Source organism: Exiguobacterium sp. ZWU0009 (assembly GCF_000798935.2).
GTDB classification, from domain to species: Bacteria; Bacillota; Bacilli; order Exiguobacteriales; family Exiguobacteriaceae; genus Exiguobacterium_A; species Exiguobacterium_A acetylicum.
Window position 1 is genome coordinate 1464092 of record NZ_CP018057.1, and the last position, 25375, is coordinate 1489466.

At 40.0% G+C, this 25375-nt stretch carries 27 protein-coding genes; 14 read left to right on the top strand and 13 right to left on the bottom strand.

Annotated elements, in window-relative coordinates:
• Positions 1-3 precede the first annotated feature (3 nt).
• The 4 genes from L985_RS07545 to L985_RS07560 form a co-directional block, all read right to left on the bottom strand.
• A complete protein-coding gene (locus L985_RS07545; RefSeq protein WP_047395622.1) occupies positions 4-2133 on the bottom strand; it encodes a heavy metal translocating P-type ATPase in 2130 nt (709 codons plus the stop codon).
• Complete coding sequence (locus L985_RS07550; RefSeq protein ID WP_017474136.1) at positions 2126-2494, bottom strand: ArsR/SmtB family transcription factor; 369 nt, start codon at positions 2492-2494, stop codon at positions 2126-2128. The genes L985_RS07545 and L985_RS07550 overlap by 8 nt, the downstream gene beginning before the upstream one ends.
• Before the next feature lie 199 nt (positions 2495-2693).
• Positions 2694-3269, bottom strand: coding sequence for a recombinase family protein (locus tag L985_RS07555; protein ID WP_047395619.1), 576 nt, complete (start codon positions 3267-3269; stop codon positions 2694-2696).
• A gap of 183 nt (positions 3270-3452) precedes the next feature.
• The gene (locus tag L985_RS07560; protein ID WP_047395615.1) at positions 3453-4172 is read right to left on the bottom strand and encodes a peptidoglycan DD-metalloendopeptidase family protein; all 720 of its coding nucleotides are present in this window, start codon (positions 4170-4172) and stop codon (positions 3453-3455) included.
• A gap of 230 nt (positions 4173-4402) precedes the next feature.
• Here L985_RS07560 and L985_RS07565 point away from each other — a divergent pair, with 230 nt between their 5' ends.
• From L985_RS07565 to L985_RS07580, 4 genes are read left to right on the top strand one after another with little or no spacing between them, the layout of a single operon-like run.
• Positions 4403-5101: a cytochrome c biogenesis CcdA family protein gene (locus L985_RS07565; RefSeq protein WP_034786404.1), complete on the top strand. Its 699-nt coding sequence runs from the start codon at positions 4403-4405 to the stop codon at positions 5099-5101.
• A 37-nt stretch (positions 5102-5138) separates the two neighbouring features.
• Positions 5139-5945, top strand: coding sequence for a hypothetical protein (locus L985_RS07570; protein ID WP_071908769.1), 807 nt, complete (start codon positions 5139-5141; stop codon positions 5943-5945).
• A 52-nt stretch (positions 5946-5997) separates the two neighbouring features.
• Positions 5998-7314 carry a sensor histidine kinase gene (locus L985_RS07575; protein ID WP_047394592.1) on the top strand — a complete coding sequence of 439 codons (1317 nt, stop codon included), beginning with the start codon at positions 5998-6000 and terminating at the stop codon, positions 7312-7314.
• Positions 7311-7982, top strand: a complete 672-nt coding sequence (locus L985_RS07580) for a response regulator transcription factor (protein ID WP_047394595.1) — start codon at positions 7311-7313, stop codon at positions 7980-7982. The genes L985_RS07575 and L985_RS07580 overlap by 4 nt, the downstream gene beginning before the upstream one ends.
• 61 nt (positions 7983-8043) lie before the next feature.
• Here L985_RS07580 and L985_RS07585 read toward each other — a convergent pair whose 3' ends face one another.
• On the bottom strand, positions 8044-8616 hold the full coding sequence (locus tag L985_RS07585) for a YdhK family protein (protein ID WP_047394599.1): 573 nt from the start codon (positions 8614-8616) through the stop codon (positions 8044-8046).
• A 190-nt stretch (positions 8617-8806) separates the two neighbouring features.
• Between L985_RS07585 and L985_RS07590 the strand changes: the two genes are divergently transcribed.
• From L985_RS07590 to L985_RS07600, 3 genes are all read left to right on the top strand, one after another.
• Positions 8807-10321, top strand: a complete 1515-nt coding sequence (locus tag L985_RS07590; RefSeq protein ID WP_082202603.1) for a multicopper oxidase family protein — start codon at positions 8807-8809, stop codon at positions 10319-10321.
• 193 nt (positions 10322-10514) lie between these two features.
• Positions 10515-10739, top strand: a complete 225-nt coding sequence (locus L985_RS07595; RefSeq protein WP_313533290.1) for a four-helix bundle copper-binding protein — start codon at positions 10515-10517, stop codon at positions 10737-10739.
• Positions 10740-11058: 319 nt separating this feature from the next.
• On the top strand, positions 11059-11739 hold the full coding sequence (locus L985_RS07600; protein WP_047394277.1) for a response regulator transcription factor: 681 nt from the start codon (positions 11059-11061) through the stop codon (positions 11737-11739).
• A gap of 37 nt (positions 11740-11776) precedes the next feature.
• Here the strand turns inward: L985_RS07600 and L985_RS07605 are convergent, their stop codons facing one another.
• Positions 11777-12280 carry a PCYCGC motif-containing (lipo)protein gene (locus tag L985_RS07605; RefSeq protein ID WP_047394273.1) on the bottom strand — a complete coding sequence of 168 codons (504 nt, stop codon included), beginning with the start codon at positions 12278-12280 and terminating at the stop codon, positions 11777-11779.
• Positions 12281-12712: 432 nt separating this feature from the next.
• On the opposite strand from L985_RS07605, the gene L985_RS07610 reads away from it, so the two are divergent.
• Positions 12713-14719: a heavy metal translocating P-type ATPase gene (locus tag L985_RS07610; RefSeq protein ID WP_047394268.1), complete on the top strand. Its 2007-nt coding sequence runs from the start codon at positions 12713-12715 to the stop codon at positions 14717-14719.
• 231 nt (positions 14720-14950) lie between these two features.
• On the opposite strand, the gene L985_RS07615 is transcribed toward L985_RS07610, so the two are convergent.
• Positions 14951-15220 (bottom strand): type II toxin-antitoxin system RelE family toxin, encoded by a 270-nt coding sequence (locus tag L985_RS07615; protein ID WP_047394265.1) that lies wholly within the window; start codon positions 15218-15220, stop codon positions 14951-14953.
• Entirely contained in the window at positions 15217-15441 is a 225-nt protein-coding gene (gene relB / locus L985_RS07620) for a type II toxin-antitoxin system RelB family antitoxin (protein WP_026829710.1), read from the bottom strand. Before relB ends, L985_RS07615 begins: the two co-directional genes overlap by 4 nt.
• A 523-nt stretch (positions 15442-15964) precedes the next feature.
• Between relB and L985_RS07625 the strand changes: the two genes are divergently transcribed.
• From L985_RS07625 to sstT, 3 genes are all read left to right on the top strand, one after another.
• Positions 15965-16609, top strand: coding sequence for a hypothetical protein (locus tag L985_RS07625; RefSeq protein WP_047394298.1), 645 nt, complete (start codon positions 15965-15967; stop codon positions 16607-16609).
• Entirely contained in the window at positions 16581-17264 is a 684-nt protein-coding gene (locus L985_RS07630; RefSeq protein WP_047394256.1) for a hypothetical protein, read from the top strand. Before L985_RS07625 ends, L985_RS07630 begins: the two co-directional genes overlap by 29 nt.
• 626 nt (positions 17265-17890) lie before the next feature.
• Entirely contained in the window at positions 17891-19162 is a 1272-nt protein-coding gene (sstT, locus tag L985_RS07635) for a serine/threonine transporter SstT (RefSeq protein ID WP_047394253.1), read from the top strand.
• A gap of 76 nt (positions 19163-19238) precedes the next feature.
• Here the strand turns inward: sstT and L985_RS07640 are convergent, their stop codons facing one another.
• The 4 genes from L985_RS07640 to L985_RS07655 form a co-directional block, all read right to left on the bottom strand.
• Positions 19239-19625 (bottom strand): hypothetical protein, encoded by a 387-nt coding sequence (locus L985_RS07640; protein ID WP_047394249.1) that lies wholly within the window; start codon positions 19623-19625, stop codon positions 19239-19241.
• A 27-nt stretch (positions 19626-19652) separates the two neighbouring features.
• Entirely contained in the window at positions 19653-20129 is a 477-nt protein-coding gene (locus L985_RS07645) for a hypothetical protein (RefSeq protein WP_047394244.1), read from the bottom strand.
• Positions 20130-20218: 89 nt separating this feature from the next.
• A complete protein-coding gene (locus L985_RS07650) occupies positions 20219-20995 on the bottom strand; it encodes a phosphatidylserine decarboxylase (protein WP_047394240.1) in 777 nt (258 codons plus the stop codon).
• 129 nt (positions 20996-21124) lie between these two features.
• A complete protein-coding gene (locus L985_RS07655; RefSeq protein WP_052169468.1) occupies positions 21125-21436 on the bottom strand; it encodes a DUF2834 domain-containing protein in 312 nt (103 codons plus the stop codon).
• Positions 21437-21553: 117 nt separating this feature from the next.
• Here L985_RS07655 and L985_RS07660 point away from each other — a divergent pair, with 117 nt between their 5' ends.
• Entirely contained in the window at positions 21554-22114 is a 561-nt protein-coding gene (locus L985_RS07660; protein WP_047394236.1) for a TetR/AcrR family transcriptional regulator, read from the top strand.
• Between the two features lie 24 nt (positions 22115-22138).
• Here L985_RS07660 and L985_RS07665 read toward each other — a convergent pair whose 3' ends face one another.
• Positions 22139-22717, bottom strand: a complete 579-nt coding sequence (locus L985_RS07665) for a LysE family transporter (protein ID WP_047394232.1) — start codon at positions 22715-22717, stop codon at positions 22139-22141.
• Between the two features lie 130 nt (positions 22718-22847).
• Between L985_RS07665 and L985_RS07670 the strand changes: the two genes are divergently transcribed.
• Together L985_RS07670 and L985_RS07675 are read left to right on the top strand one after the other, a co-directional pair.
• Positions 22848-23729, top strand: a complete 882-nt coding sequence (locus L985_RS07670; protein ID WP_047394228.1) for a LysR family transcriptional regulator — start codon at positions 22848-22850, stop codon at positions 23727-23729.
• 318 nt (positions 23730-24047) lie between these two features.
• Positions 24048-25340 (top strand): alkaline ceramidase, encoded by a 1293-nt coding sequence (locus tag L985_RS07675; RefSeq protein ID WP_052169467.1) that lies wholly within the window; start codon positions 24048-24050, stop codon positions 25338-25340.
• Positions 25341-25375 lie beyond the last annotated feature (35 nt).

The window sequence follows — 25375 nt, forward strand, 5'->3', positions numbered from 1 at the left end:
AACCTATTCTTTGATTTTCAATAAGCGTAAACTGTTTAATGTTACAAGTAAAGTTGCTCCCATATCAGCAAATATAGCTATCCAAAGTGTTAACCAACCGGGCATGACCAAAAGTAATGCCACTAATTTAATCGCCAAAGAGAAGGTAATGTTTTGCTTGATGATTGCTAAAGCCTTACGGCTTAATTTTATTGTATATGGCAATTTACTCAAATCATCAGACATTAAGGCGATGTCAGCCGTTTCTAAAGCTGTATCAGTTCCAGCACCACCCATTGCTACACCAACGGTAGATGCCGCAAGGGCTGGAGCATCATTCACGCCATCTCCGACCATCCCCACACTTTGATGTTTTTCTCGAAGTTCTTTAATAAAATTAAGCTTATCTTCTGGAAGTAAGTCAGCTTTAATATCCGAAACACCAACTTGTTTTCCGATGGCTGTTGCCGTTCTTTGGTTATCGCCTGTTAGCATCACTGTTTCGATTCCCATATTGTTCAACTTGCCGATAACTTCTTTAGACGATTCCCTCATTTCATCGGCTACGGCAATAAACGAAAGAATTTCTTTTTCTGTTCCTAACACCATCACCGTTTTACCTTGAGTTTGCATATCGGCAATTTTTTCTTTCCTATCGCTTGAAATGCTTCCGTGTAATTCCTCAAAAAGATTTGGACTTCCCACATAATACATTTCATTATTTATTTTGGCTTTAACGCCTTTACCTGTAATGGATTGAAAATCCTCTACTGTTACTTCGTTGAATTTTAATCCATTTTCTTCTGCTTTTCGCATAATCGCTGAAGCAAGAGGGTGCTGTGATCCTTTTTCAATGGCTGCTGTTATGGTCATTAATTCATTTTCATTTCTACCATATGTCACAATGTCTGTTACAGCAGGAATCCCTTTGGTTAATGTTCCTGTTTTATCAAAGGCTATCGCTTTTAAGTGTCCTGCTTCTTCTAAATGGATACCACCTTTAATTAAAACACCATTTTTCGCTGCATTTCCTATTGCTGTAACCACAGCAACTGGAGTTGAGACTACTAAGGCACAAGGACAACCAACCACTAATACAGCTAAGCCTTGATAAATCCATTGGCTCCAGTCTCCGCCAAATAATGGTGGAACTACCGCAATTAAAAGAGCTAGTATGACAATAGCTGGTGTATAGTATTTTGCAAATTTATCGACAAACGCTTGAGAAGGGGCCCGTTCTGCTTGGGCTTCTTCTACCAAGTGAATGATTTTTGAAAGAGTAGTATCTTCAACTCGTTTTGTTACTTTAACCTCAAGTAACCCTTCTTCATTCAAGGTTCCTGCAAATACTTCATCATTTGTGGTTTTCGTTACTGGAACACTTTCACCTGTAATCGCAGCCTGATTTAATGTCGATGTACCTTTAACCACTATTCCATCCATTGCTAACTTTTGACCGGGCTTAACAATCATGATGTCTCCAACTTGAATATCATCAACATGAATCATCATTTCTTCATTGCCTCGTCGAATTAACGCTTCTTTTGGGGCAATATCCATTAAAGATTCAATAGATTGACGTGCTTTATCCATTGAATAACGCTCTAATGCTTCACTAATCGCAAATAGGATAACAACGGTTGCCCCTTCACCCCATTCACCAATGATTGCAGCTCCTATAATTGCAATAGTCATAAGCGTATTCATATCGAAATTTAATCTGCTTAGATTTTTGAGACCTTTAATGAATAACGAATATCCACCGATTAAAATGGACGCTGCATAACCAATTGTCGGTAGAACATGCTCTTCACCATACTGCTCTCCTAAGAACCAGCTAACTACAAGTAAAAGAGCTGATACATATACCTTAATGTTTTCTTTCTGCTTCCAAAAAGGTTCTCGTTCTACCCTTTGTTCTTTTTCATCTCGAATTTTTAAATTTTCAAATGCTCCTGCTTTTTCTAATTCTTCAATGGTTGTCGTCCCTTTAATATAAACTTTAGATGCTCCGAAATTTACTTTCGCATCCTGAACACCGGGAAGTTCTTTAACATTATTTTCAAAAATGGCTGCACAGTTAGTACAAGTAAATCCTTGAACACGATAGGCTTTCATTTCTTCTTCAGACAGTTTTGCTTTCCCACTAGACATTGATCTTCACCTCTTTCTTATGTGCCAATGCAATCATCATAATTTGTCTGATATGCTCATCATCTAATGAATAAAATGCAAGTTTTCCCTCTTTTCGAAACTTAACAATCCCTTGCTTATGGAGCGTTCGCAGGTGATGAGAGGCATTTGCAACCGTAACACCTATAATATTTGCTATATCACACACACACAGTTCGTCATCTTGACATAAAGCATAGGTAATTTTTGCTCTATTTTCATCTGCAATAGCTTTTAACATTTGGGCAACACTAGAAATATCTACTGTCTGTAAATTACCTTGTATTCGATTGACCTTTTCTTCGTCATAACAATAAATTTCACAAGTATCTTTCTTAATCACATTCTCACCCCAATATCATTCAAGTGTTTATTTGAATATAGTATAACCATTTTTAATAATTCATTCAAGTGTTTTTTTGAATGAGTAAAAAATTCATAAAAAAAGAATTGGAGTACCCAATTCTAATAACAAAATAACCAAACTGCATAAGACTTTAAGTACATAACATTATCTGGCCAATTAATGGAATAGGACTGAACTATTTGTTCTCTTCCGATAGCTTTCTATATAATGAAGCCCTAGACACATTTGTAATTTCACAAATTTGATTTACAGTCATATTTCCTTCTTTATATAGCTTTACTGCATAATTCATTCCCGCATGATTTTTATGATATTTCTTTATCCGACCTTTAAACTTTCCTTCTTTCTTAGCCAGCTCAATCCCTTCACGTTGACGCATACGGATAAGATCTCTCTCTAACTGGTTAACACCAGCCATTACTGTAATTAAGAATTGGCTGTATGGATTATCCTCTGATAAATCTAGCCATGTATCCTTGAGTGATTTTAAGCTGGCTTTTTTCCTTCGTATGTAATCGATCAATTCAAATAAATCTTGTGTACTACGAGTAATTCGAGTTAAATCTGTAACATAAATGGTGTCACCATCTTGTAAGACCTCTAACATTTTTTGAAGTTGCTCACGTTCCTTCGTTGCCCCAGAAACTTTTTCTTCGTATATAATATCCATTCCGAATTCGCTTAGCTGCTGAAATTGTCTTGAAGGGTTTTGACTAGTTGAACTGACACGTACATAACCAATTTTCCGCAAAATATCACCTCACTTTTGAGACAAGTCTTATGAGACGCTAGATCACAGCAATCCACTTCAAAATAAATGACTTGATGAAGTCACTTCAGATCATAGAAAAACCCTCATTTCGACGTCGAAATGAGGGTTTTTCTATGATCTGAAAAGATGCTGTCTTAGGACATCCTCTCTTCTTTTTTTAGGTTACAAATAGTTCAATGGGTTGACACTATTCGCTGCAGAATAACTGCTGTATTTATAACTGTTTTTATGAATCTCAAAGTGTAAATGATTTCCGAACGAGTTTCCTGTATTCCCAACTGTTCCAATCTTCATACCTTTAGAGACTGTCTGACCACTTTTTACCGAAAGACTATTCATATGAGCATAAACGGTTACGTATTTTTGATTCTTTAGACTATGTGAAATCATAACGTGTTTACCATATGCACCGCTGTTTTTAGAGGTAGTGACTTTTCCACTCGCAGAAGCATAGACAGGTGTGCCTTTTGTTGCAGCTAGATCAACGCCATTATGGAATGTATAACCGTAAGCGCCATTAGATTTTCCGTATCCTTGGGTCAGCCTCCCTTTAGTAGGAGAAGCAAAAAGAGACTCATTATACGTCATTTTTTTTGCAACGTGGCTCTTATATTTTTTTAGGTAAGAACTATAGATATACCGTGTGTTCCCTTTGTAAAGTACTTTTGTCCAAGCTCCTTTTTTTCCTAAATAAGAAAAAGTCTGACCAGTGTTAGTCACGCCGACTATATTGTAATTGAGAGAAGGACCAGTCCGAACACGGAGATCGTCTGTCTTTACTTTTACTTTATATGCACTACTTGCTTCAACTTTTGGGCTATGCATTGAAAAAGTTGTTGTGAGTAAGACGCTAGAAGCGATAAGTATTACCTTGTTTTTCATTAGTTGTACTCCTTTAAAGATAAAGATACGGTGACAAACGATTTGTTAAAAGGAGTATAGCATCACTATATTACAAAAAAGTGTATCAAATTCATTTCAAAAATTGATACGAGATTTAATCAAAAAATGCATAGGTTTTTCACAAACAGATTTTATGATTAAAATTAAACACATTTCTTTTTTATACATCTTAAAAAAAGATTTATTTTTTAGAGTTCGGGAGGAATTTGATGGAGTTATCTTTTTTGTTAGCTTTTGGGGCAGGGTTTTTATCTTTTATCTCGCCATGTTGCCTAGCTTTGTATCCTGTTTTTCTATCTTACATTACAGGAATTTCAGTTACAGAGTTAAAAGAAAATAAAAAGTGGAACTGGAATGGTGTTCCCCATACATTCGTTTTCTTACTTGGATTTTCGAGCGTATTTTTAGTGATGGGTTTTTCAACGTCATATTTGGCTGATTTTTTTATAGTGTATAAAGATGTTCTACGGATGAGCGGTGCACTTATTTTATTCATATTCGGTGTTATTTTAACTGGTCTGTGGACCCCAATATTTTTACTTAAAGAGCGAAGAATGAACTTAGGAAAAAGAAAGCGTGGTTATATCGGAACGTTTATTGTCGGAGTCGGATCGGCTGCTGGATGGACTCCTTGTACAGGACCAATCCTCGCTGGAGTTATTGCTTTGATCGCCACGAATCCTAGTAATGGATTTTTATATATGCTCTTTTATGTACTAGGTTTTTCTATTCCATTTTTCTTGATGTCGTTTTTGGTCGGGAAATCCAGATACTTAATGAATTATTCTTCAAAGGTTATGAAAATAGGTGGCTGGTTTATGATTTTATTAGGTATCATATTGTATTTCGATGGTCTGACGAAACTAACTACAATATTGATTGATTTTACAGGGTTTAGAGGGTTCTGACGCTCTATTTTCTATTTCGAAAGGAGATGCATCGTAAATGTCTCGTGAAAATGTCCTGATAATGGGAGTAGAGGAAAACTGGAAATTGATGGAGAACATAAAACAACTTAAACCTGTAAGTATAGATATTCATATTTCTTCAAAAGAAGGATGGGTTCGAAAGCTATTTCCTGATTTTAAATATTTTGATTCATTTTCAAAAAAAGAATCAGAAGAAGGGTATATTAGTAATCTGATTGAATATTGTACTTCTCAAAAAATAGGCTGGATTATTCCTTTAAGCGAACAAGAAGCAACTACGCTATCGAAACACAAGTTAAAAATGAGAGAAAATAACGTAATGTTTATAACATCCTTTGATTTGGATAAAACAATACTTCATGATTCATTTTCGGTTCAAGGTAATACCTTTACTTACTCTTTTGACCAAATAAAGAATGCGCCTGAAGGTGTAAAGCTGGGGAAAATTGATGCATATATCGATTATCGATCTGATGAAGTGATTTGCTGTTTTATGAGAGAAGAGTATGAACGGTACCAAGCTACTGTTCTTTCATACGAGGTGTTTTCTAATTCGATTTTAGAGGAGTGCGTAGCAATAATTGCTCAAAGGCTTAATATAAAGGGTTCTTTTTCTTTCGATTATCAACGTGATTCGGAGGATATGTATACGATTACAAAAATAGAATGCTTCATGACGCATTCTACTCGTGAGGCTATTTTAAGTGATTATGATTTCGCTAATTATTTGTGGAGCAATATTCAAGGAATTGTCCTTTTAAAAGAATCAAATGATAAAAGTCCTTTTGTGTATCGCCTAAATGAAGAATATTTTTTTTTCTAAATCTCAACAGTTTGTTTCTATATGTAATCATCTTAAATGAGAAAGGTACTTTATGAATAAACTTTCATTCAAAATAACGCTATTTTATTTTTTCGGGATTCTCATGATTTTCATTCTCTCATCTGCTATCATATACAACATTCTTGAACATCAACAAGTAGAAAGTGAACTAGAGAGCCTTCAAGAGAGAGGAAATAGTCATCGAGATGTTCTTTCCACTAACTTCGACAAGCAAACGGTTGAACACGTTGTTTTAATGGAGGAAAAGGCGATGACAGATGTGATTATCTTAGACAAAAATAATCAAGTCGTCGATTCATCTAACGACGCCGAACGATTTTTGAATTCGGATTGGATTCAAAAAAAGGATGGGATCGTACAAGGAAATTGGAGAGAGGGCAATTTTTTAGTGACGGTTAGTCCTATTGAAGATGGCGGTCAAATAATCATGTTAGAGCCGACGAAGTATATACAGCATTTGATGGGGGAATTGAAACAACAAGTAGTGTTCTCTCTATTCTTGTTAGTACTTTTTCTATTAGTAAGTGTTTATTTTTTGAGTTATATCATTATAAAACCACTTCTATCAATGAAAGAGGCGACGGTAAAGTTAAGTCAAGGCGAGGTACTGAAAATCAGAGAAGCTGAGAGAAGCGACGAAGTGGGAGATTTAGCACGAGCAATCACTAAGTTATCTGTTGATTTACGTCATATTCAAAATACAAGAAAGCAATTTCTGACTTCGATCACACATGAATTGCGTACGCCGATTACCTATATTAAGGGATATGCAGGACTTCTCAAAAAAGACGAATCAAGATTTGGAGATATTATTTATGAGGAGTCCGAAAGACTTCAAGAACTGATTGAGGACTTGTTTGAACTTGCTAGATTGGAAGAGCCACATTTTCAAATAGATCCTCAGATCACAGAGATGAATGATTTCTTAAAACAGATCAGTGAAAGAATAATTTTTAAATTTGAGGAGAAACAAGTGAAATTAATCCTTCAAATTAATAAAACACCCATTTATAAAGAGATAGACCAAGCTAGATTCGATCAGGTTCTCTTAAATTTACTCGATAACGCGCTGAAATATACACATGTGAACAAACGCGTATTTTTAAAACTTGATGAAAACTTTATTGAAGTTATGGATGAAGGTGGTGGTGTGGATGAGCAATCACTCCCGTATCTTTTTGATCGTTTTTATCGAGTGGATTCTTCACGAAATCGTGAAACAGGAGGTACTGGGCTCGGTTTGGCTATCACGAAAGAAATAGTTGAAGCGCACAAAGGGACCATCGTAGCTGTTAATGTAGAAAACGGGCTGAAGGTTGTCATTGACTTGAGGGGGATTCCAGGATGAGAACCATTGCTTTGGTAGATGATGAGAATCGAATGTTAGAACTGATCGAACTTTATCTGCAAGACAGTTATACCTGTATTAAGCTGAACAGCGGAAGAGAGATATTGAACTTGATTGATGTAGATGAGCCTGACTTAATCATATTAGATGTGATGATGCCTTTAATGGATGGTTTTGAGACCTGTCAAAAGATAAGGGAAGTTTCGAATGTACCAATCATTTTATTGACAGCACTCGACGGAAAAGAAGAAATCGTAAAAGGATTACAACTGGGAGCAGATGATTACATTGTGAAACCGTTCGACGAGGCGGAATTGAAGGCAAGAATTCAATCGATTTTCAGACGAACTACAGTTTCTTCAGGATCAAAAATCGAATCGTCGGGTCTAATCTTAAATGAAGACGCCCATGAGCTGTATTACGATAATCATTTAGTCAAAGTCACGCCAAAAGAATTTTCATTACTTGCTAAATTATTAAAAAATCCAGAACGTGTCTATTCAAGAGAGGAACTGCTCTCAAGTTTATGGTTAGCAAATGAGTGGACAGATGAACGAACGGTCGATTCTCATGTAAGAAACTTAAGAGAAAAGCTTAGGAAACTCGAGTTTCCTATTGAAGAACACTTTCGCACAGTATGGGGAATTGGTTACAAGTGGGTTCCTTAAATAAGTGAAAAAGAAGACAAGAGAGGAACGGTTAAAAAACCGTTCCTCTCTTGTTTATCGTTTATTCTGCAGATAGTTCGTCTTCAGTCACCCATTTATGATTTTTAACTTCTTCACCTGTAGTCGATTCAAAATCAATCATATACACTGTTGTTTGCTTAGCTGAATCGATAGTGGCCGTAGCATCCTTCATTCCTTTCATATGATCCGCGTCTACTTTTACTTCATCGCCTACTTCATAAGGAGATGATTTAGGATCTACAATCTCTTCTTGAATAATCCACTTATGATCCATGACACGTTTCCCACCATTTGTAGGGTCATAAGAAATGCTATAAGCAGTAGTATCATAAGCTCCTACAACTTTTGCTTCTGCCCCTTTCATGCCTTCCATATGTGCTTCTTTGATCATCGCCATGTCGCCAACTTTAAATTTAGGATTTTTAGCCTCTTGGAGCCCTTTCGGGACCTCTTTCGATCCAGACATGTCCATCGTCGAATGATCCATACCATCCATATTTTTATCCATGCTTCCTGTTGATTTAGAATCATCACCATTGCTTCCGCACGCAGCGAGTCCTAAAGAAAGTGAAGCAGCCATGGTTGTCATAAAAATCTTTTTCTTTAATTTCATAAAAAATTACCTCCAATTGTTTTTTTTATGCTTTCCATAGACTTTATCACACAAATTTGCAGAAACTTTGCAGAGAGTAGAAAAGTAGCACATTGGAAAAAAACTATAAAATTCATGGGTGGAAAGACATATTTTTTTCACAATCATTCTTTAAGTTAAAGATAATAATTAATTGAAGGGAATGATCCATGTGAAGAAAAGATGGTTAATCGCAACTATCGGTATCTTTACTCTCATGATTATAGTGGGCGGTTCGTATTTACTTTTTATCCGAGGTACTATGCCAAATAACAAACAGCACATGAAATCTATGATGAATGGAGGGAACACTACTACAAATCAGACTATGATGGAAGGTATGGGACATGGCGCGAGTGTCGATTTAAAATCAACTGAAGAAAAAGAGCGACGATTGAACATCCCTAAGATGCTAAAATCCGATCGTGAAACCAAGAATTCCATTCAATACACGATTGTCGCTAAACAAGGGGAGACACAGTTCTTCCGAGATAGTAAAAAAACTGAAACTCTAGGATATAACGGAAATTATTTAGGTCCTGTAGTGGAATTGAAAAAAGGAAAAATGGTAACAATCCGTACGGTGAATCGCTTATCAGAAGCGACTACATTCCATTGGCACGGTCTTGTTGTACCATCATCCGTAGATGGCGGACCACATCAGGTCGTGAAAGCTGGTGAAACGAAGGTAGTAAAGTTTAAAGTGAAGCAAGATGAATCGACATTGTGGTTTCATCCACATCCAATGGGGAAAACTGCTGAACAAGTTTACAAGGGGTTAGCAGGATTGTTGTACGTAAAAGATGAAAAAACTAAAGAGACGATGCTACCTCAAAAATATGGTGAAAATGATATTCCATTAATTCTTCAAGATCGAAAAGTTAAAAACAGGAATGTCCTTGGATATGCTGATGTAGAAAAAACAGATGGGGCTTTAGGCGATACCCTCCTCGTAAACGGTACGATTAATCCATATTTCAACGTAAAATATTCGCAACTTAGAGTCAGATTGATAAATGGCTCCAATGCACGTAACTACGTAGTGAAGCTATCTGACGGTTCATCCTTTAAAAAAATTGCTGATGATGGTGGTTACATCTCAAAACCGAAAAACGTAAAGAAAATTGAATTAAGTCCAGGCGAACGTATAGAGGTATTGGTAGACTTTTCAAAAAGAAAAATTGGTGAGACTGTTTCATTTGAGACGAATGGAGTAAGGGTCGTTAACTTCAAGCTGAAGGATAAACAAGGGACGAACCTAAGTGCATTGGCGCCGAAAAGTGGATATGAAAAGCCGCTAAAGACCTTGTCTACAGTGAATCAAAAGTTAACTCTTTTCGGGATGGGCAAAAATGTTGAAATCAATGGGAAAAAGTTTGATGAGAAGAGAATCGATATTAAAGCGAAACAAGGAGAAACCGAAATTTGGGAGGTCTATAATAAAAAAGACATGATGGGTGGAATGACTCATCCCTTCCACATTCATGGAGTCCAATTCAAAGTATTAGAGCGAAACGGACAGAAACTGGATAATCAAGAAGCAGGTCTAAAAGACACTATCGCTATAAAACCAGATGAACGAGTTAAGATTCAGATGACTTTCAAGGAAAAAGGGGTATTCATGTACCATTGCCATATCCTTGAACATGAAGAGAACGGAATGATGGGTCAGTTGAAAGTGGACTAAAAAATAGGTGAATATTTTCATCTTTTCTTCACAAACTAAGGAAATAGGCTTTGTGTAAGTCAAAAAAGACGGAAAATGGAGGTATTTTAGAATGAATACTGGACAACAAGAAATCTTAGGTGCCCTACACAACTGTATAGTGACTTGTAATGAATGCTTTGATGCGTGTTTGAGTGAACATCATGTTTCTTCGATGGCAGAGTGTATACGTCTAGACAGAGATTGTTCTGAAATTTGTAGTCTTTTAGTACAAGCTATTTCTCGAAACAGCAGCAATATTGATGTTCTTGCAAGAAGCTGTGTTGAAATTTGTGAAAGATGTGCCGACGAATGTTCGAAACATGATCATGATCATTGTAAAAAGTGCGCTGAGGCCTGTAATGAATGTGCAAAAGTCTGTCGTAAATTAATTGCTTAAAGCGAAGTGTTAAAAATGAAGGAGCATCTATGTCGCCATGCCGAAAAAGGTATGAGCTAAAAAGCTGATGCTCTTTCATTTATAAGCACTAAGATACTTAGTTATGAAAAAGTTCATAACCCTTATAGACCAGTATTATGGTGAGAGAAAATAAGGATACATAGAGGATAACGATCAAACTCTTCATAAACACTTTCATGAAAATCAACTCCATTCTATAGGTTGAATTGATTATATAGAAAGTTCGTGAAATTTATGAGGAAATAGACTAACAATCATTTATTATTAAAAAATTTTAATGTAAGAGGTGGTGACTAGGATGGATAAAATATTAATTGTTGATGATGAAATAAGAATGAGGCAATTATTAAGACTCTATCTAGAACCAATAGGATATGAATGTAGTATGGCGAATGATGGGATCGAAGCTTTAGAGAAAGTGAAAAAAGAAACCTTCGATTTGATTTTATTGGATGTAATGATGCCAATGTACGATGGATTCGAAGTATGTAAGAAAATAACGGATTCTCACCCGGAAGTCCCTATCATCATGATAACGGCTCTAAATGATGCTGAATCCATCGTCAAAGGACTAGATGCTGGAGCTACAGATTATGTCACAAAGCCGTTTAACGGGGACGTACTTTTAGCAAGAGTTCGGTCTGTCATGAGAAGGAAAGCAAAAGAACCCGTTATCTACCACGGACTTACGTTCGATGAGAGCAACAATTTAATTTTACTAGATGGCAAGTCGATTGACTTTACACCAAAAGCACATGCATTACTGCGACTATTCCTTCAACATCCTGGAAGGCTGTTCAACAGACTAGAGCTTTATGAATTCGTTTGGTCTTATACGTCAGAATCGGATCCGAGGACAGTTGATTCTCATATTAAGATGATTAGAGAAAAGTTAAGAGAGTTAGATTACCCGATCGATAGGCATCTGAAAACAATTTGGGGAAGAGGATATCGTTGGAGTGAGGATGAAACGAAATGACACTCTTGCTATAGGAGCAAAAGTGTCATCATAAAAATCATAAGGGAGTCGGTGTCGGCTTCGAGTATCCATCTTTATATGAAGAATCGATTGCAGAACGAATATCTTTAACCGATTCTCCGTCCCGTTGCTTCAAAATAGACTTTACAGCAATCTCGAGACAGGTGCTGCATGTCGTTCCGTGACTTGTCCATTTCACCGATTCATTCGTCGCGTTTTCTTCTATAAAGCAATCATAATTATTTTTATGATTGACTGTTTCACCGCAACCGCAATAGCAAGGTATTTTCTCTAGTAGTTTACGATTTTTCCCTACAGCTTGATAAACATTTCGTACATCTTCAGGTTGAGTTTTTAAAAACGTAGGAAGTATCAACGATGATGATGTTTCTTCAATCTTGTCACCGCTCATATGTTTCGCATGATCTACCTCCTTTGAATGATTGGGAGTAGAAGACTTCATCGGGGATTGAGCACAGCCGACCGCAATCAGGGATAGGCTAATAAGACTTACGCTTTTTAAGAGTATGTTAAGTTTCACGATTGGATTCTCCTTAGAGATAATTTTGTAGGTGCATAAAACAAAGCTTTTTAATTGCGTTTTTTGTATTAGCTCATTTGTCTGTTCACGATAGTACCTATTCGTTCATTTGACCATAGTCTTCATTAGTTCAGTTAATTCATGAATTGTCATCAATCATTTGATGTCTACCTCGAACTTGTCCTTTAATTCTTTTTAAAGTTTCAGTACTTGTGATTTTGGCGCTAAATAGTCCTATTCAAACAAATGGTCTCATTTTTTAAAATATATCCTATACTTGTATGATAATTTTTATTTTTTAGTGTGTCAAAATACATTTTATATTTATATATATAAGTTTAACTGGAAGTAAAAACGAGATGTAGCTCTATATAGTCATGATCTCTCTATATACACCATACAGGTATATAGTACGTAAAAGGAGGTTTTCTTATGGATCACCATATCCATCACGAACATACTCATCATGAAGACCAACAAATGAGTGCTTCACATCATGAACATGAAGGAATGATCGGAGACTTCAAGAAAAGATTTCTCGTATCGTTAATGTTGACCATTCCAATCCTGCTACTTTCCAAAATGATTCAAGAATGGTCGGGTATCAACATTAGCTTTCCATATGACGACGTTGTTTTGCTTTTGTTATCCACAATTGTCTACCTCTACGGTGGATGGCCGTTCTTAAAAGGTAGCTTAGACGAAATGAAACAAAAAAATCCGGGGATGATGATGTTGATCGCTTTAGCGATTAGTGTTGCATACTTTTATAGTGTGGGCATCATCTTAGGTCTAGGAGAGGGACATGACTTTTTCTGGGAGTTAGCAACGCTCATAGATATTATGCTTTTAGGACATTGGATTGAAATGAAGTCAATCATGGGCGCGTCTAACGCGCTACAAGAATTAGTCAAATTGTTACCCAGTATTGCGCATCGAATTGATGATGAAAAAATAGAAGATATTGCGGTGTCGGAATTACAGACTGGTGACGTGATTCTGATCAAACCTGGGGAGCAAGTTCCAGTTGACGGTAAGATAATAAAAGGAGCAACAACAGTTGATGAATCGATGCTAACAGGTGAATCTCTTCCCATCGAAAAGAAAATGGACGACAACGTAATTGCTGGCTCCATTAATCAAGAAGGAAGCTTGACTGTTGAAACGAAAAATACAGGTGAAGGCACGTATTTATCGAAAGTGATCGAATTAGTCAGCGAAGCGCAGGCATCTAAATCTAAAACACAAAATTTAGCGAATCGTGCAGCAAAAATTCTCTTCTATGTCGCTGTTTTTGCCGGTGTGTTGACATTTATCATTTGGCTTGCATTAGGATATCCGCTCAGCATTGCTATCGAACGTATGGTGACTGTCATGGTTATTTCGTGTCCCCATGCACTAGGACTTGCAGCGCCATTGGTCGTCTCTGTCTCGACGGCGCTGTCTGCTAAGAAAGGTTTATTGATTCGAAATAGGACGCAGTTTGAAGAGGCACGGAAATTAGACGCCATTATTTTTGATAAGACAGGTACTTTGACGCAAGGTAATTTTGGTGTGACGGATTTGATGCCGGTTGATGAAATTTCCTCAAACGAACTACTTCGTCTAGCAGCGGGAGTCGAACGTTCATCACAACATCCTCTTGCTAAAGGTGTAGTAAAAAGAGCAGAAGAGCTACAACTATCACTTCCATCGATTGAAGATTTTATGTCTATTACAGGAGTCGGATTGGAAGGGAAAGTAGAGGGTACGTTAATTCGTGTAGTGAGTCCTCGATATATTCGTCAAGAAAAAATAACGGTTGATGAGCTCGCTTTTGAAAAATTATCTGAAGAAGGAAAGACTGTCATATTTGTATTGAAAAACAAGCAATTACTAGGAATGATTGCACTTGCTGATTTAGTAAGAGAAGAAGCGAAAGAGACTGTGACTGCTCTTAAAAATAAAGGCATAAATTCAATCATGCTCACTGGTGACAATAAAAAGGTTGCACATTGGGTTGCCAAACAGTTGGGTATTGACGAAGTTCATGCAGAAGTTTTACCTGATGATAAATCAAGACAAGTAAAGAACATTCAATTGGAAGGTAGGAAAGTAGCCATGGTGGGTGATGGCATTAATGATGCACCCGCACTGGCACAAGCTGACGTAGGGATTGCGATTGGTAGTGGAACCGACGTGGCAGTCGAAACCGCTGATATCGTACTGGTCAGAAGTAATCCGAAAGATGTTCTCTCTATCCTTGAACTTTCCCGAAGCACTTATAACAAAATGATTCAAAACCTATGGTGGGCAGCTGGTTATAATATTATAACAATACCACTAGCAGCCGGCGTTCTAGCTCCCTATGGTGTGATATTATCCCCAGCCATTGGGGCAGTACTAATGAGTCTTAGCACCGTCATTGTTGCTGTAAATGCTAGAACGTTAAAAATATGAAATCATTTGAAGTGATTTCAGAACTTATTAGTAGCCAAGCACTGGATTTAATCGCGTGTAAAAAGTCTATGAGTATTCGAAGACTTTTTACACGCGATTTTAATTTTATTAGAATATATGATGATGATTTATATAAAGAACAAATTTTTATTGCAATCATTATATAAAACGGTCGTTAAACAGACATATTCAAAAACTCATATGCTTACTTGTATATGAGCAATAGATGCCTTATTTATAAATGTCACGACGATGACCGATTTCAAGAATTAAGATCACGACTTTTTCATCCTGGATGTCAGCAATCAGACGATAGTCACCGATGCGATACCGCCATTCACCAGAACGATTCGAGACCAGTCCTTTCCCATGACGACGCGGATCATCCGTCCCGACCAGATTCTTCTTGATCCAGGACATGATGATCCGCGCTTGTTGTGGGTCCATCTTCTTGAGAGACTTTTGAGCTCCGCGCTCAAACTCTACCGAATATGCCGTCATTCTAAATCAAGTTCCTTCATCATGTCGTCGAAAGATATCGCTTCTGATTTTTTACGGTGTGCTGCCATGGAATCATGATAGAGTTGCAAATCGATTTCGTCTTCGATACGGTCGAGGACGGCATCGCGAACGAGTGTAGAAATCGTGATGTTCTTTGCCTTCGCATATTCCTTGATAAGTCGTGTATCCTGATCATCCAGACGTACGGAAATGGTACTCATGATTATCAGCTCCCTTGTAATACATTGTAATACATTGTAATACATATTAAGGTTTTAGTACATAGGATTGGGCGATAATCCTAAATAAAGATTCTTTGAAGTGCTAAAATTCGACTTGTAAATATCCTAGATGAGTACGATTGAATCTAAAAAAGTGAATGAAATTATATTCAAATTAAAGTAAACATAGTCATTCCTCTTCAATTTGACCATGTTTAGGAAGGTGATGATCATGATAATTCCTTACATTCTCCTCGTTTGCGAAAACCGGATATGCATCCAAATGCTGCCCGTATCGGTTACAAGAAAACAAAAAGTGTTTTAAATTGAAGAAAGATCAAGGTACAGATCTGTTTAAGCATCTGTATTATTTTGTCGATTGGCGTCATCCTATTTTGTTCATTGACTGTCAGACACTATGGTTACGTCTGTGTCTTAAGTGGTCTGTTTATACTATACGCGGTCAGCACAACATGGTGAGATCTAGAAAAAGTTAGAAAGCAAGTTAATGGGAGCTCAAATCATGATTCAATTAGTCAAACAAGTCGACGATCATGTGTATCACATCGTCTTTCACCAAGAAGGGCGTACTTTATTCTGCCGGGAAGGAATTGCCCGAAAAGAGCAGGCGATTGATAGCGAGGACATGATGGAAACGAATGAGGAGTCCGCGACGAAGCGGATCGTCTTCAAAAGTCCCTTGCGCGCGTATCGTCAGAAAAAAGCATGGGTACGTGAAAAATTAGACGATGGATACATACGATCACCTTTTGCTCTGTCTGAAGTGATGGATTTTCGTTCAGATCGACGGATCATAAAGTTGCGCATTTTAAGCGCTTTACTCGTCCTATTGAGTGGATTACTGACGCTGACCGATATCTTACCGATTCCGGGATACATAACACTCGTCGTTCTGATGCTTTTCTGGCCGATGCATCTCGAAGGGAAATCCGCGCATGTTCGCATGTATCGATGGTCAGGAGCACTTTTCATGTTCGCATTAGCCGGCTCATCGAAAAACTATTTATCACCGATCAATCTCTCGATTAACGGAGCAGTCTGTCTCGTTTCAGGGTTCATTCTCCTGTTGTATGCGTCAGAACAATTACAGGAACTTGCGACGAAAGGAATCATATATCATGACGAATCAAAAAGCCAAGGTGATTGAACTCAAACGCGACAATGGTCAAACGACCGATTACTGGGTCAGTTACTGGATGGGGCGTACGCTCTATCAGGTATCCGTGCAAGAACAAGCGGATGGTCAAACGGATGAAGGGGAGGTTGTCAAAGAACGTTTTCCGTTCTATTTCGGAATGAAAAAGCGGATGCTCGAGTTAGCAGAAGAGAAAGAAGCACTTGGTTTTAGACCGTTGACCGAAGAGGAAAAAGCAACGCCTGTCATCGAGGAAGAAGAACCGACGCTCGATCCTGCTTTCTTTAAGCCAGCTATTCGTTATGCCTGGTGGATGCTTGGTCTTGGAATCCTCCTGTTTCTCCTGCCTTCACCGATCCTAAACGGACTCGCGTTCGGACTCGGCTTATTCGTCTGGTATGAGACGTTTGGACAAGCCGGAATACCGCGCAACTATCAGAGATATTTCCACGGGATGCTCGCGGGATTGACGATTTTACAGGTTTTATCTGCGATTGAGTTGGAACGATTTGCTCAACCGTATTATGCGACGATCTGTGTGATATCAGCAATTGTATTGGTTCTTCTAGTCGTACAGCACCGATTGAAAGAAACCGATCAAATCGGTCAGGAGGAAAGTATTCGGGTTAGGAAAATAAAGGACTATCCGGATGACTTAGATCTTTAAAAACTCATTTGCTCAACTTTCGGAAGTCTGGAACACTTCAGGATACTGTAAAATATAGGCATCACTTAAATCATTTTAGTCAGTCTATTGTAAGAAACATATGGATGTCATACCAAATGATCAATATATTTTAGAACTGATCTTACTTGTCTGGGCGATTGGTGCACTCGTCATCATCATTACGCAAGCGCGAAACATATTTGGTGTTTAATCCTTTGTGGAGATATTTTTGATTCTTGAGATTTTATTACTTGTTGTTCTTTTGATTGCCAAATGCAAAAAAATAATGGTCTCTTAAGTAGTAAAGGAAGGTCAGTTAACACTCATACATAAAGATTTAGTTAACATAATGAAGTAGGAGACAGTATGATCCGTTTCCTACTTTTTTTGTAATTATGCAATCGATTGCATTCGTATTCTTATTTAACATCCAGGAAAAGGAATCATATTTCTTGCAAAAAACTAGTTTTTATTTCTTAGGATTTATGTAAAAATAGAAAACAATAAACTGAGAGAATTTTTTGAAAAGTGAGCGGCCAGATCATTCATCGTTTTGGAATGAGAGAGAGAAGTCCTCATTTTTCGAATTCTAATATCTTATTTTTTGAAAGCCTGGAGGGGAATGTATGAAATTGTTGAAGATGTGGAACCAAATCAGTTTAGTGAAACAAATCGCGATTGGCTTGATCGTGGGTATTATTTTAGCCGTCACGATTCCTGAAGTGGCGAAATCCTTGACCATTTTTGGGACTTTATTTATTTCTTCTCTGAAGGCAGTCGCGCCGATCTTGGTCTTTTTCTTAGTTATGGCATCAATCGTGCAGCATAAAAAAGGACAGCAGACGAATATGAAATCAATCATTTTCTTGTATCTGCTCGGGACGTTCTTAGCGGGAGCCATTGCGGTCATCGTCAGTTTCCTTTTCCCAGTGAACATTCGATTGACAGAAGGTGCGGAACAATTGGCTGCTCCGGGGAACACGGTTGAAGTTCTTCAAAAACTCGTCTTGAATATGGTCGATAATCCAGTCAATGCGCTCATACAAGCGAACTACATTGGCATTCTGACTTGGGCGATCGTGTTAGGAATCGCTTTAAAAAATGCGTCCGATACGACGAAGACATTTATCTCGAATTTTTCTGACGCCATTGCGAAAATGGTCGGATGGGTCATCAAACTTGCTCCTCTTGGTATCATGGGAATCGTCATTGGCTCTGTTACGGAAAACGGTCTTTCTTCATTGCTCGATTACGGGAATTTATTATTGGTATTGATTGGCACGATGCTTGTCGTAGCACTCATTGTTAATCCTCTCATCGTGTTCATCAACGTTCGTCAGAATCCATATCCACTCGTCTTCAAATGTATCCGGGAGAGTGGGATTACCGCTTTCTTCACACGAAGCTCAGCTGCAAACATTCCGGTCAACATGGAATTATGTAAGAAACTTGACCTCGATAAAGAGACGTACGGGATCTCGATTCCACTAGGTGCCACGATCAATATGGCGGGAGCGGCCATCACGATTTCCGTCTTAACGTTAGCAGCGGTTCATACGCTCGGTATCCCAGTCGACCTTCCGACAGCTATCATCTTGAGTGTTCTCGCTGCCGTTTGTGCATGTGGCGCATCCGGTGTCGCTGGTGGTTCGCTCCTTTTGATTCCGCTTGCATGTAGTTTATTCGGGATTCCGAATGACATTGCGATGCAAGTCGTAGCAGCGGGTGTTCTAGTCAGTGTGTTACAAGATTCGTTTGAGACAGCACTCAACTCGTCAACAGATGTCTTATTCACGGCGACAGCAGAATATCGAAAACGACTTAAAGAGGGAGAAACGCTCTCGATCAATCGTCAGTCGATGAATGAAGATGTATCTGAAAAAGTCGTCAACGGCTGATTAGCTTCTCTATTATCAGCATGATCTAAATAAGAAAAGGCATCCTTAGCTGAGGATGCCTTTTCTTATAGACAAATTAACCTTCTCCTAAAGCAACGTACTTTTTAAATTTCCCATTGAAACTCACTAGCAAAATGTCATTTCTTTCTTTAGTAGAGTATAGGACGGTACCCTTATAGAGTTTCGTAGCAGTCCCATTATCAAAAGCGTCTTTATCCGAACTTCTTCTTTTAATTTCTCCAACTTTTTCATTCTGAGTGACTTTGGTTTTTTCTGCCCATGCTACGTCTGATTTGTAGATCGTATCATTGAATTGAAAAATGTCTGCTTTAGCATCTTCGCTCAATACTTCGGATGCCGTCGGTTTTTCACTAGTACTTTGCATTATCTCTTCATTATTACAACCAACTAATATCCATACCGTCATAATCGAGAAAGCGAATGATAAAACGACTTTTTTCATGATATAACCTCTTTCTCGTTTTGTAAGTTATTCCATGCCGATACACGTTAACGTCAACTGCTCTTCACGGTTGCCATCCCATTTGATTCGGACATGGTACGTGTCAGTATCTTTAAAGATTTGTAAGGCGGCACTCGTATCAAAGGTGGCGCCATCTCTTTCGGTTCCAATGAAGCTTCGGAAATGGCTAGAGTGTTTAGCATATCGACCATCTGACAACTGACTATCGACAAACCAGGTCACAGGTTTCTGTTGGTGCTCCACTCGTTTTAGATCCTGTCCGATATATATTAGGGCGTAGCCTTCGCTTACCCGGTAAGATAAAGGACGTTCTTTGACTTGCCGTACATGAATCACGGCGTTCCAGGATTCGCCTTTTGCCTGAAAGATGAGGTGTTCGGGTTCAGATGTCGCTGAAGCGCGGTGAATACCATAGAGCGTGAAAAACGTGAGGAAAAGTAAGCATGCAATCAGTAAGGTTCGCTTAAATAAGCGTTCGGACATGAGGATCACCTCTGAACAGTGGTTTCCTTTAGTCTAGCAAATTCAAATGCTTTTCTTAGTCAGAAATCTTAAAAAAGGGGAATCCATTTTTAGGATATCCAGCGTCCGATCTGCTCACCCATCTTGACGCTACGTTCGATGCCTGGAGCGAGTTCGACCGTGTCCGGTGGCAAGACGAGGATGACAGTTGAACCGAACGAAAAGTAACCGAACTCTGCACCACGCTCCAGCAGGCGTCCTCGATGTGTCTGAACGATCGTATTGACGTTCAGCGCACCGACCATGACGTGCTCAATCGAGCGGTGATCGACTTGCAGACGCGTGACGCGGCGATAATTACGTGTCAACGGACGTTTGCTGAATCGTAGCCCCATGTCATTGACGGGTGCCGATTCTCGCCCCAGTGTATAACTCGTCGTGATTTCGCCCGTGACTGGCGAATGGACACGGTGATAGTCGATCGGACTCAAATAGAAAATTAAGGCGACACCGTTCGCGTAATCCTCGGCGCGTTCGCTTGAGCCAATCAGCTCAGCAACAGTATAGTCCTGTCCTTTAATTGTAAACCGACTATCTTGCGATAATGCCGGGACGATGGAGAGGACGGCGTCACTTGGACTGACGAAGGCATCCGTCGTGGTTGCGATTGGTCGCATACCGGGACGTAACTCGCGTACGAAACAATCGTGCAGCGAGGTAAACGAATCGACAGACTTCAGCGCTTGATCCGTCTGAATGTGATAGGTGCGAATGAAAGGTCGGATGAGAGGGTTACTAAAGCGACTCATCGCAAACCGGTTTAGTGTGTTCGCGACTATTGGTCGAGCATTTAAGTGGACGATCGTATCAAGGATGGCTTTCTTCATGAGGTAAAAACTCCTTTAAGTTGTAATCTACCTCTTAGGATAAGGTCAAATTCTGTTGATAGACGGAGTCGTTTTCTTAAGTTTGTCTTAAGAAAAACACGTACCGAAGATACGGCACGTGTCAGAACGTCATGATCTTCGAGTCAACAAATAAAGTAGGGGTCCGAACGCACCAATCGCGAGGGTGATGATTGCCCAAAGCGGAAAGCTTCGTCCGGTACGACGTGTATCATGGCGGAGCCAAACGATGATGAAGAGGGCGCAGAGAATCAGGTCGACGAAAATCTGGAGCGTCGCCGTGTTTTGTGTCGCTTCCGTAAAGATGGCAAGTACACCAAAATCAATTATCGAAAACGCAGTTAAAACAGCGAAAGCGATCGTAATGACAAGCAATAAAGGTTTCGGGATGGTGTCTACAAATGAAGCTTGAGATTCTCTCATGAAGGATCCTCCTTAAAATGTAGTGATTACTACAAATTAATGTAGCACGTACTACATCCATGCGTCAATCTGCTTAGATGTTGTATGATGAAAAAGGAGAAGGGAGAATCGATAATAATGGATAAGTTTGAACAGAAGCGACAGGATTATACGCATCAGATCGCAAAAGCGACGTTAGCATCAAGCATCAAGGAAATGAGTCTGAAGAAGATGGCGACCGCTGCCGGGACGAGTGACCGGATGCTGATGCATTATTTCAAGGATAAGCAAGATATCGAGACCGCAGTGTTGACTGCGATCAGCCAAGAACTGATTGATTTACTGCAGCAACCGGATCTAAAACTCGAGTTCACTGCATTCGTCCGCTTTCTACGTCAAGCAATCGATGAGCCACGAATCAAGCCATATTTGAATCTTTGGTTCGAGATCACCCATCTCGCAACGAGTCAGGGAGAACCGTATACGTCAATCACGCGGACGATCGGGGAGTCGTTCGACGATTGGATTAAACAGATCTATGTACCAACAGAGGGGGAAGATGCCGATAAGCAAACAGCGTTGCTCTTTGTCTTCACGGAAGGACTCGTCGTTTTGAATAAGATCGGTTTACAAGACCGGATGGACGCGGCGGTTGAAGCGATGATTGCATTAACAAGGGACAATATGCCTCGTAACTGAGGTGTGCTGTCCTTTTTCGGCATTTCACTGAAAAATCGTCACAGCTGAATAAAGAAGTAAGGTACACATAATGACGCGAAACGCGACGTCGTATCTTTGAAATAACGAACGAAACAACGAGCCACTTCCTGCCCAAAGCAATAAGGCGATCCACCCGAGAATGATGGCATACAACGTGTATTGAACGATTTCTACAGTAGACGTGCTGTGCGGCAGAATGAACGTCGATAAAGCGGTTAAGAAAAAAAGGATACTCTTGACGTTGATGAGTTGGAACAACAGACCGGATAAAAATGTCGCTGGCACGGTATCGATCTGACTTGCTGTCTGCTTCGGGAAACCAATCTTATAGGCAAGGTAACCGAGGTATGCGGCACCGAGCCACTGTAGAATCGGTTCGATCATAGGTAAGGTCGCTTGTAATGCTGTCGTCCCTAATGCGCTGATCAACCCGAGTATCATGAACCCTAGTAAGATTCCGGTATTAAATCGCCAAGCACCACGAAAACCGAAGTGGCTCGATTCATGCATGACTAACAGATTACTTGGTCCTGGTGTGATGGATGTAATGATGACATAAGATAAAAAAGCAACAATATTCATAAGAAAACTCCTTTTTCATTCTATCGAATACTTGAATTCTAGTGTAAGATGTCAAGATCGATAAATAAAATTGAAATAAAAAATTGTACCATCATTTTTTTCGATGGAACAATCAAAGGAGAGTCTTGGAATGGAAATTCGCCATTTGATCAGCTTCTTGAAGATTATTGAGACAGGGAGTTATACGGCAGCTGCGAGTGAACTCGGCTACACGCAATCGACGATTACGTCCCATATGCAACTGCTCGAGCAAGAAGTAGGCGGTGCCTTGTTTTTCTATGCCAATCGGACGCTTCAGCTCTCACCTTTAGGTCAGGAAATCATCCCTCTGGCTGAAGACTTACTAGCGACACATGAGAAAATCAAGTCGATTCAACAACAGGATTCCTTTGAAGGCGTCTTGAAAATCGCTGCGCCAGAGTCACTGACGATCTCTCGTCTTGGTTCCGTCCTACAGAAGTTCATGACAGCATATCCGAATGTCAACATCGTCTTATCGAATGGAACATGTAAGGAAAATCAAGACGAACTCTTACATGGACGGGTCGATGTCGCCTTGATGTTGTATCCAATGTTTTCCGCTGATCGTTGTACGCATGATGTTTTGACAGAAGAGAAGATCGTCATCATTGGTCATCCGACGATGCCGGATCATTTTGACGCGATTCGATCTTCCGCGGACACATACGTCTATCTGACGAATGAAGACGGATGCAGTTACCGAACGATGTTTGAGGCGTGCGTCAGAAACCAAGACATCTCGTTTCAGACACAGGAATTGTGGAGTATCGGGGCAATCAAGAAGATGGTGATGAACGGTCTGGGTTTTGCTGTGTTACCGTATGTGACGGTAGCAGATGAAGTGGAAGCAGGTGCGATGAAAATCATTCAACATGATGAGACGTTTGAACCGATGTATGCCCATCTGCTTGCGAAACAGTCGAAGTGGGGCTCACCCGTGACACGCGCGTTTCAGGAAATCGTCCTCGACCAATTCACGAAGTCAAAGTGAATCGAGTATCTCGACCCAGACTTGATAATAGATTTCTTCATCGAGGTGAACCGTTGCCGAACGTACGCGATAGTCTGGGTTTTCCGCTAAATAAAATGCAAGAATTGTCGCGACTTTAAAGTCAGGGGTGCACTATCCGGTAATTGACCGACCATGGATCTCATTCGTGATCGAATCCGCCCAGACTTCTGCTTCACGTAATGTCTCGAACTGAAGCATCTCTTCCTTCCAACGAATCGACATCTTATGTCCTCCTCTACTGTAGTTAATGTTATTATATGGAAGAAATAGTGTGTTACTCAAGGGGGAACGTCAGACATGAGTCGTTTTGGAATGCATCGGGAAGAAATCAATCCGCCGCTCGGTGCCGCCTTCATCGGTTATCACCGAGAAGTTGGTGTCGCAAGCATACACGATCCGTTATATGTCACAGCGAGCATCTTTGAGAGCGAGCAGACGACATCGATTTTTGTCAGCATCGATAACATCGGTTTGCTCGTCGCAGATACCAATACCATCCGTGAAGGCATCGCGGACCGGCTAGACGTCTCAAAGAAACAGATCACGGTCGTTTACACGCATACACATTCAGGCCCAGCGACAGCGGGAACTGAACCGTTGACCGTTGCCTACAAAACGATCTTGACGCAACAAGCGATTGTATCTGCTGTTAAGGCGAGTGAAACGATGCAACCGGTCGAGATGGGTTGGGGTGTGAAGCAAGGGAAACTCGGCGTCAACCGACGAGAAAAAATAAATGGTCACGCGGTGATGGGGTCGGATCCGCTTGGGGTGACGGATGACCGAATCGGGACACTATTGGTTCGCCGTGCCGATGATGCGTGTCTCGTCGGAGCCTTCGTTTTCTGTACAGCGCATCCGAACGTCTTGAAATCAGACAGTGTCGTCTTATCCGGTGATTATCCGGGTGTCGCTCGAACGATACTCGAACAGGCGCTCGGCTGTCCAGTCGTGATCGTCCAGGGGGCGACGGGAAACGTCAATGCGAAATATCGTGGTGACCTAGCAAGCCTGCAGAAGATGGCGTTTGCTCTAAGTGGACACGTCTTAACGACGATTCCAGACGTATCGTTTCAACCGTTAACGCACCACCGGATTCAGTCGATGATTAATCCGATGCGCTTAACAGAAATACCAACGATAAACCAATTACAAGACATGGCGGATTACGCCGAACTGACTTGGGGCGTCAGCGCAGCGCGCTGGTTGGCGTACGTTCAGGAACGATCGGGAGAAACACTCACCATCCCGGTCGAAGTTCAATTGTTTGAACTAAATGAAGGTTCGTTCTCAGGCATCCCGATGGAGCCGTTCTGTGAGACAGCGCTACAGATAAAGCGGATGCGTCAAACGGAACTCGCTTTTTTCGGAGGCTATACGAACGGTTACATCGGTTATTTGCCGACAGCGGAAGAACATCCGTATAGTGGGTACGAGGTGGCAATCAATCCCGTCGTCTACGGTCCAGTGACGGGTCTTTGGATGCCGCCTGTACCGGAAACAGCGAACGACATCGTGAGTCACATCCGTCAACTCTATGAAATGAATAACAACCCGGCTTCTCTCGTCTTAGAGGCCGGGTTGTTATGATTACGACTTGATTTTTTTGATGATCCAGAATAAAG

Coding starts and splice junctions, on each gene's coding strand:
- L985_RS07675 (WP_052169467.1), top strand. CDS start 24,048: ATGAGTCGTTTTGGAATGCATCGGGAAGAAATCAATCCGCCGCTCGGT.
- sstT (WP_047394253.1), top strand. CDS start 17,891: ATGAAATTGTTGAAGATGTGGAACCAAATCAGTTTAGTGAAACAAATC.
- L985_RS07610 (WP_047394268.1), top strand. CDS start 12,713: ATGGATCACCATATCCATCACGAACATACTCATCATGAAGACCAACAA.
- L985_RS07630 (WP_047394256.1), top strand. CDS start 16,581: ATGACGAATCAAAAAGCCAAGGTGATTGAACTCAAACGCGACAATGGT.
- L985_RS07545 (WP_047395622.1), bottom strand. CDS start 2,133: ATGTCTAGTGGGAAAGCAAAACTGTCTGAAGAAGAAATGAAAGCCTAT.
- L985_RS07625 (WP_047394298.1), top strand. CDS start 15,965: ATGATTCAATTAGTCAAACAAGTCGACGATCATGTGTATCACATCGTC.
- L985_RS07580 (WP_047394595.1), top strand. CDS start 7,311: ATGAGAACCATTGCTTTGGTAGATGATGAGAATCGAATGTTAGAACTG.
- L985_RS07565 (WP_034786404.1), top strand. CDS start 4,403: ATGGAGTTATCTTTTTTGTTAGCTTTTGGGGCAGGGTTTTTATCTTTT.
- L985_RS07560 (WP_047395615.1), bottom strand. CDS start 4,172: ATGAAAAACAAGGTAATACTTATCGCTTCTAGCGTCTTACTCACAACA.
- relB (WP_026829710.1), bottom strand. CDS start 15,441: ATGAGTACCATTTCCGTACGTCTGGATGATCAGGATACACGACTTATC.
- L985_RS07615 (WP_047394265.1), bottom strand. CDS start 15,220: ATGACGGCATATTCGGTAGAGTTTGAGCGCGGAGCTCAAAAGTCTCTC.
- L985_RS07595 (WP_313533290.1), top strand. CDS start 10,515: ATGGCAGAGTGTATACGTCTAGACAGAGATTGTTCTGAAATTTGTAGT.
- L985_RS07665 (WP_047394232.1), bottom strand. CDS start 22,717: ATGAATATTGTTGCTTTTTTATCTTATGTCATCATTACATCCATCACA.
- L985_RS07575 (WP_047394592.1), top strand. CDS start 5,998: ATGAATAAACTTTCATTCAAAATAACGCTATTTTATTTTTTCGGGATT.
- L985_RS07670 (WP_047394228.1), top strand. CDS start 22,848: ATGGAAATTCGCCATTTGATCAGCTTCTTGAAGATTATTGAGACAGGG.
- L985_RS07655 (WP_052169468.1), bottom strand. CDS start 21,436: ATGAGAGAATCTCAAGCTTCATTTGTAGACACCATCCCGAAACCTTTA.
- L985_RS07660 (WP_047394236.1), top strand. CDS start 21,554: ATGGATAAGTTTGAACAGAAGCGACAGGATTATACGCATCAGATCGCA.
- L985_RS07645 (WP_047394244.1), bottom strand. CDS start 20,129: ATGTCCGAACGCTTATTTAAGCGAACCTTACTGATTGCATGCTTACTT.
- L985_RS07600 (WP_047394277.1), top strand. CDS start 11,059: ATGGATAAAATATTAATTGTTGATGATGAAATAAGAATGAGGCAATTA.
- L985_RS07585 (WP_047394599.1), bottom strand. CDS start 8,616: ATGAAATTAAAGAAAAAGATTTTTATGACAACCATGGCTGCTTCACTT.
- L985_RS07570 (WP_071908769.1), top strand. CDS start 5,139: ATGTCTCGTGAAAATGTCCTGATAATGGGAGTAGAGGAAAACTGGAAA.
- L985_RS07650 (WP_047394240.1), bottom strand. CDS start 20,995: ATGAAGAAAGCCATCCTTGATACGATCGTCCACTTAAATGCTCGACCA.
- L985_RS07640 (WP_047394249.1), bottom strand. CDS start 19,625: ATGAAAAAAGTCGTTTTATCATTCGCTTTCTCGATTATGACGGTATGG.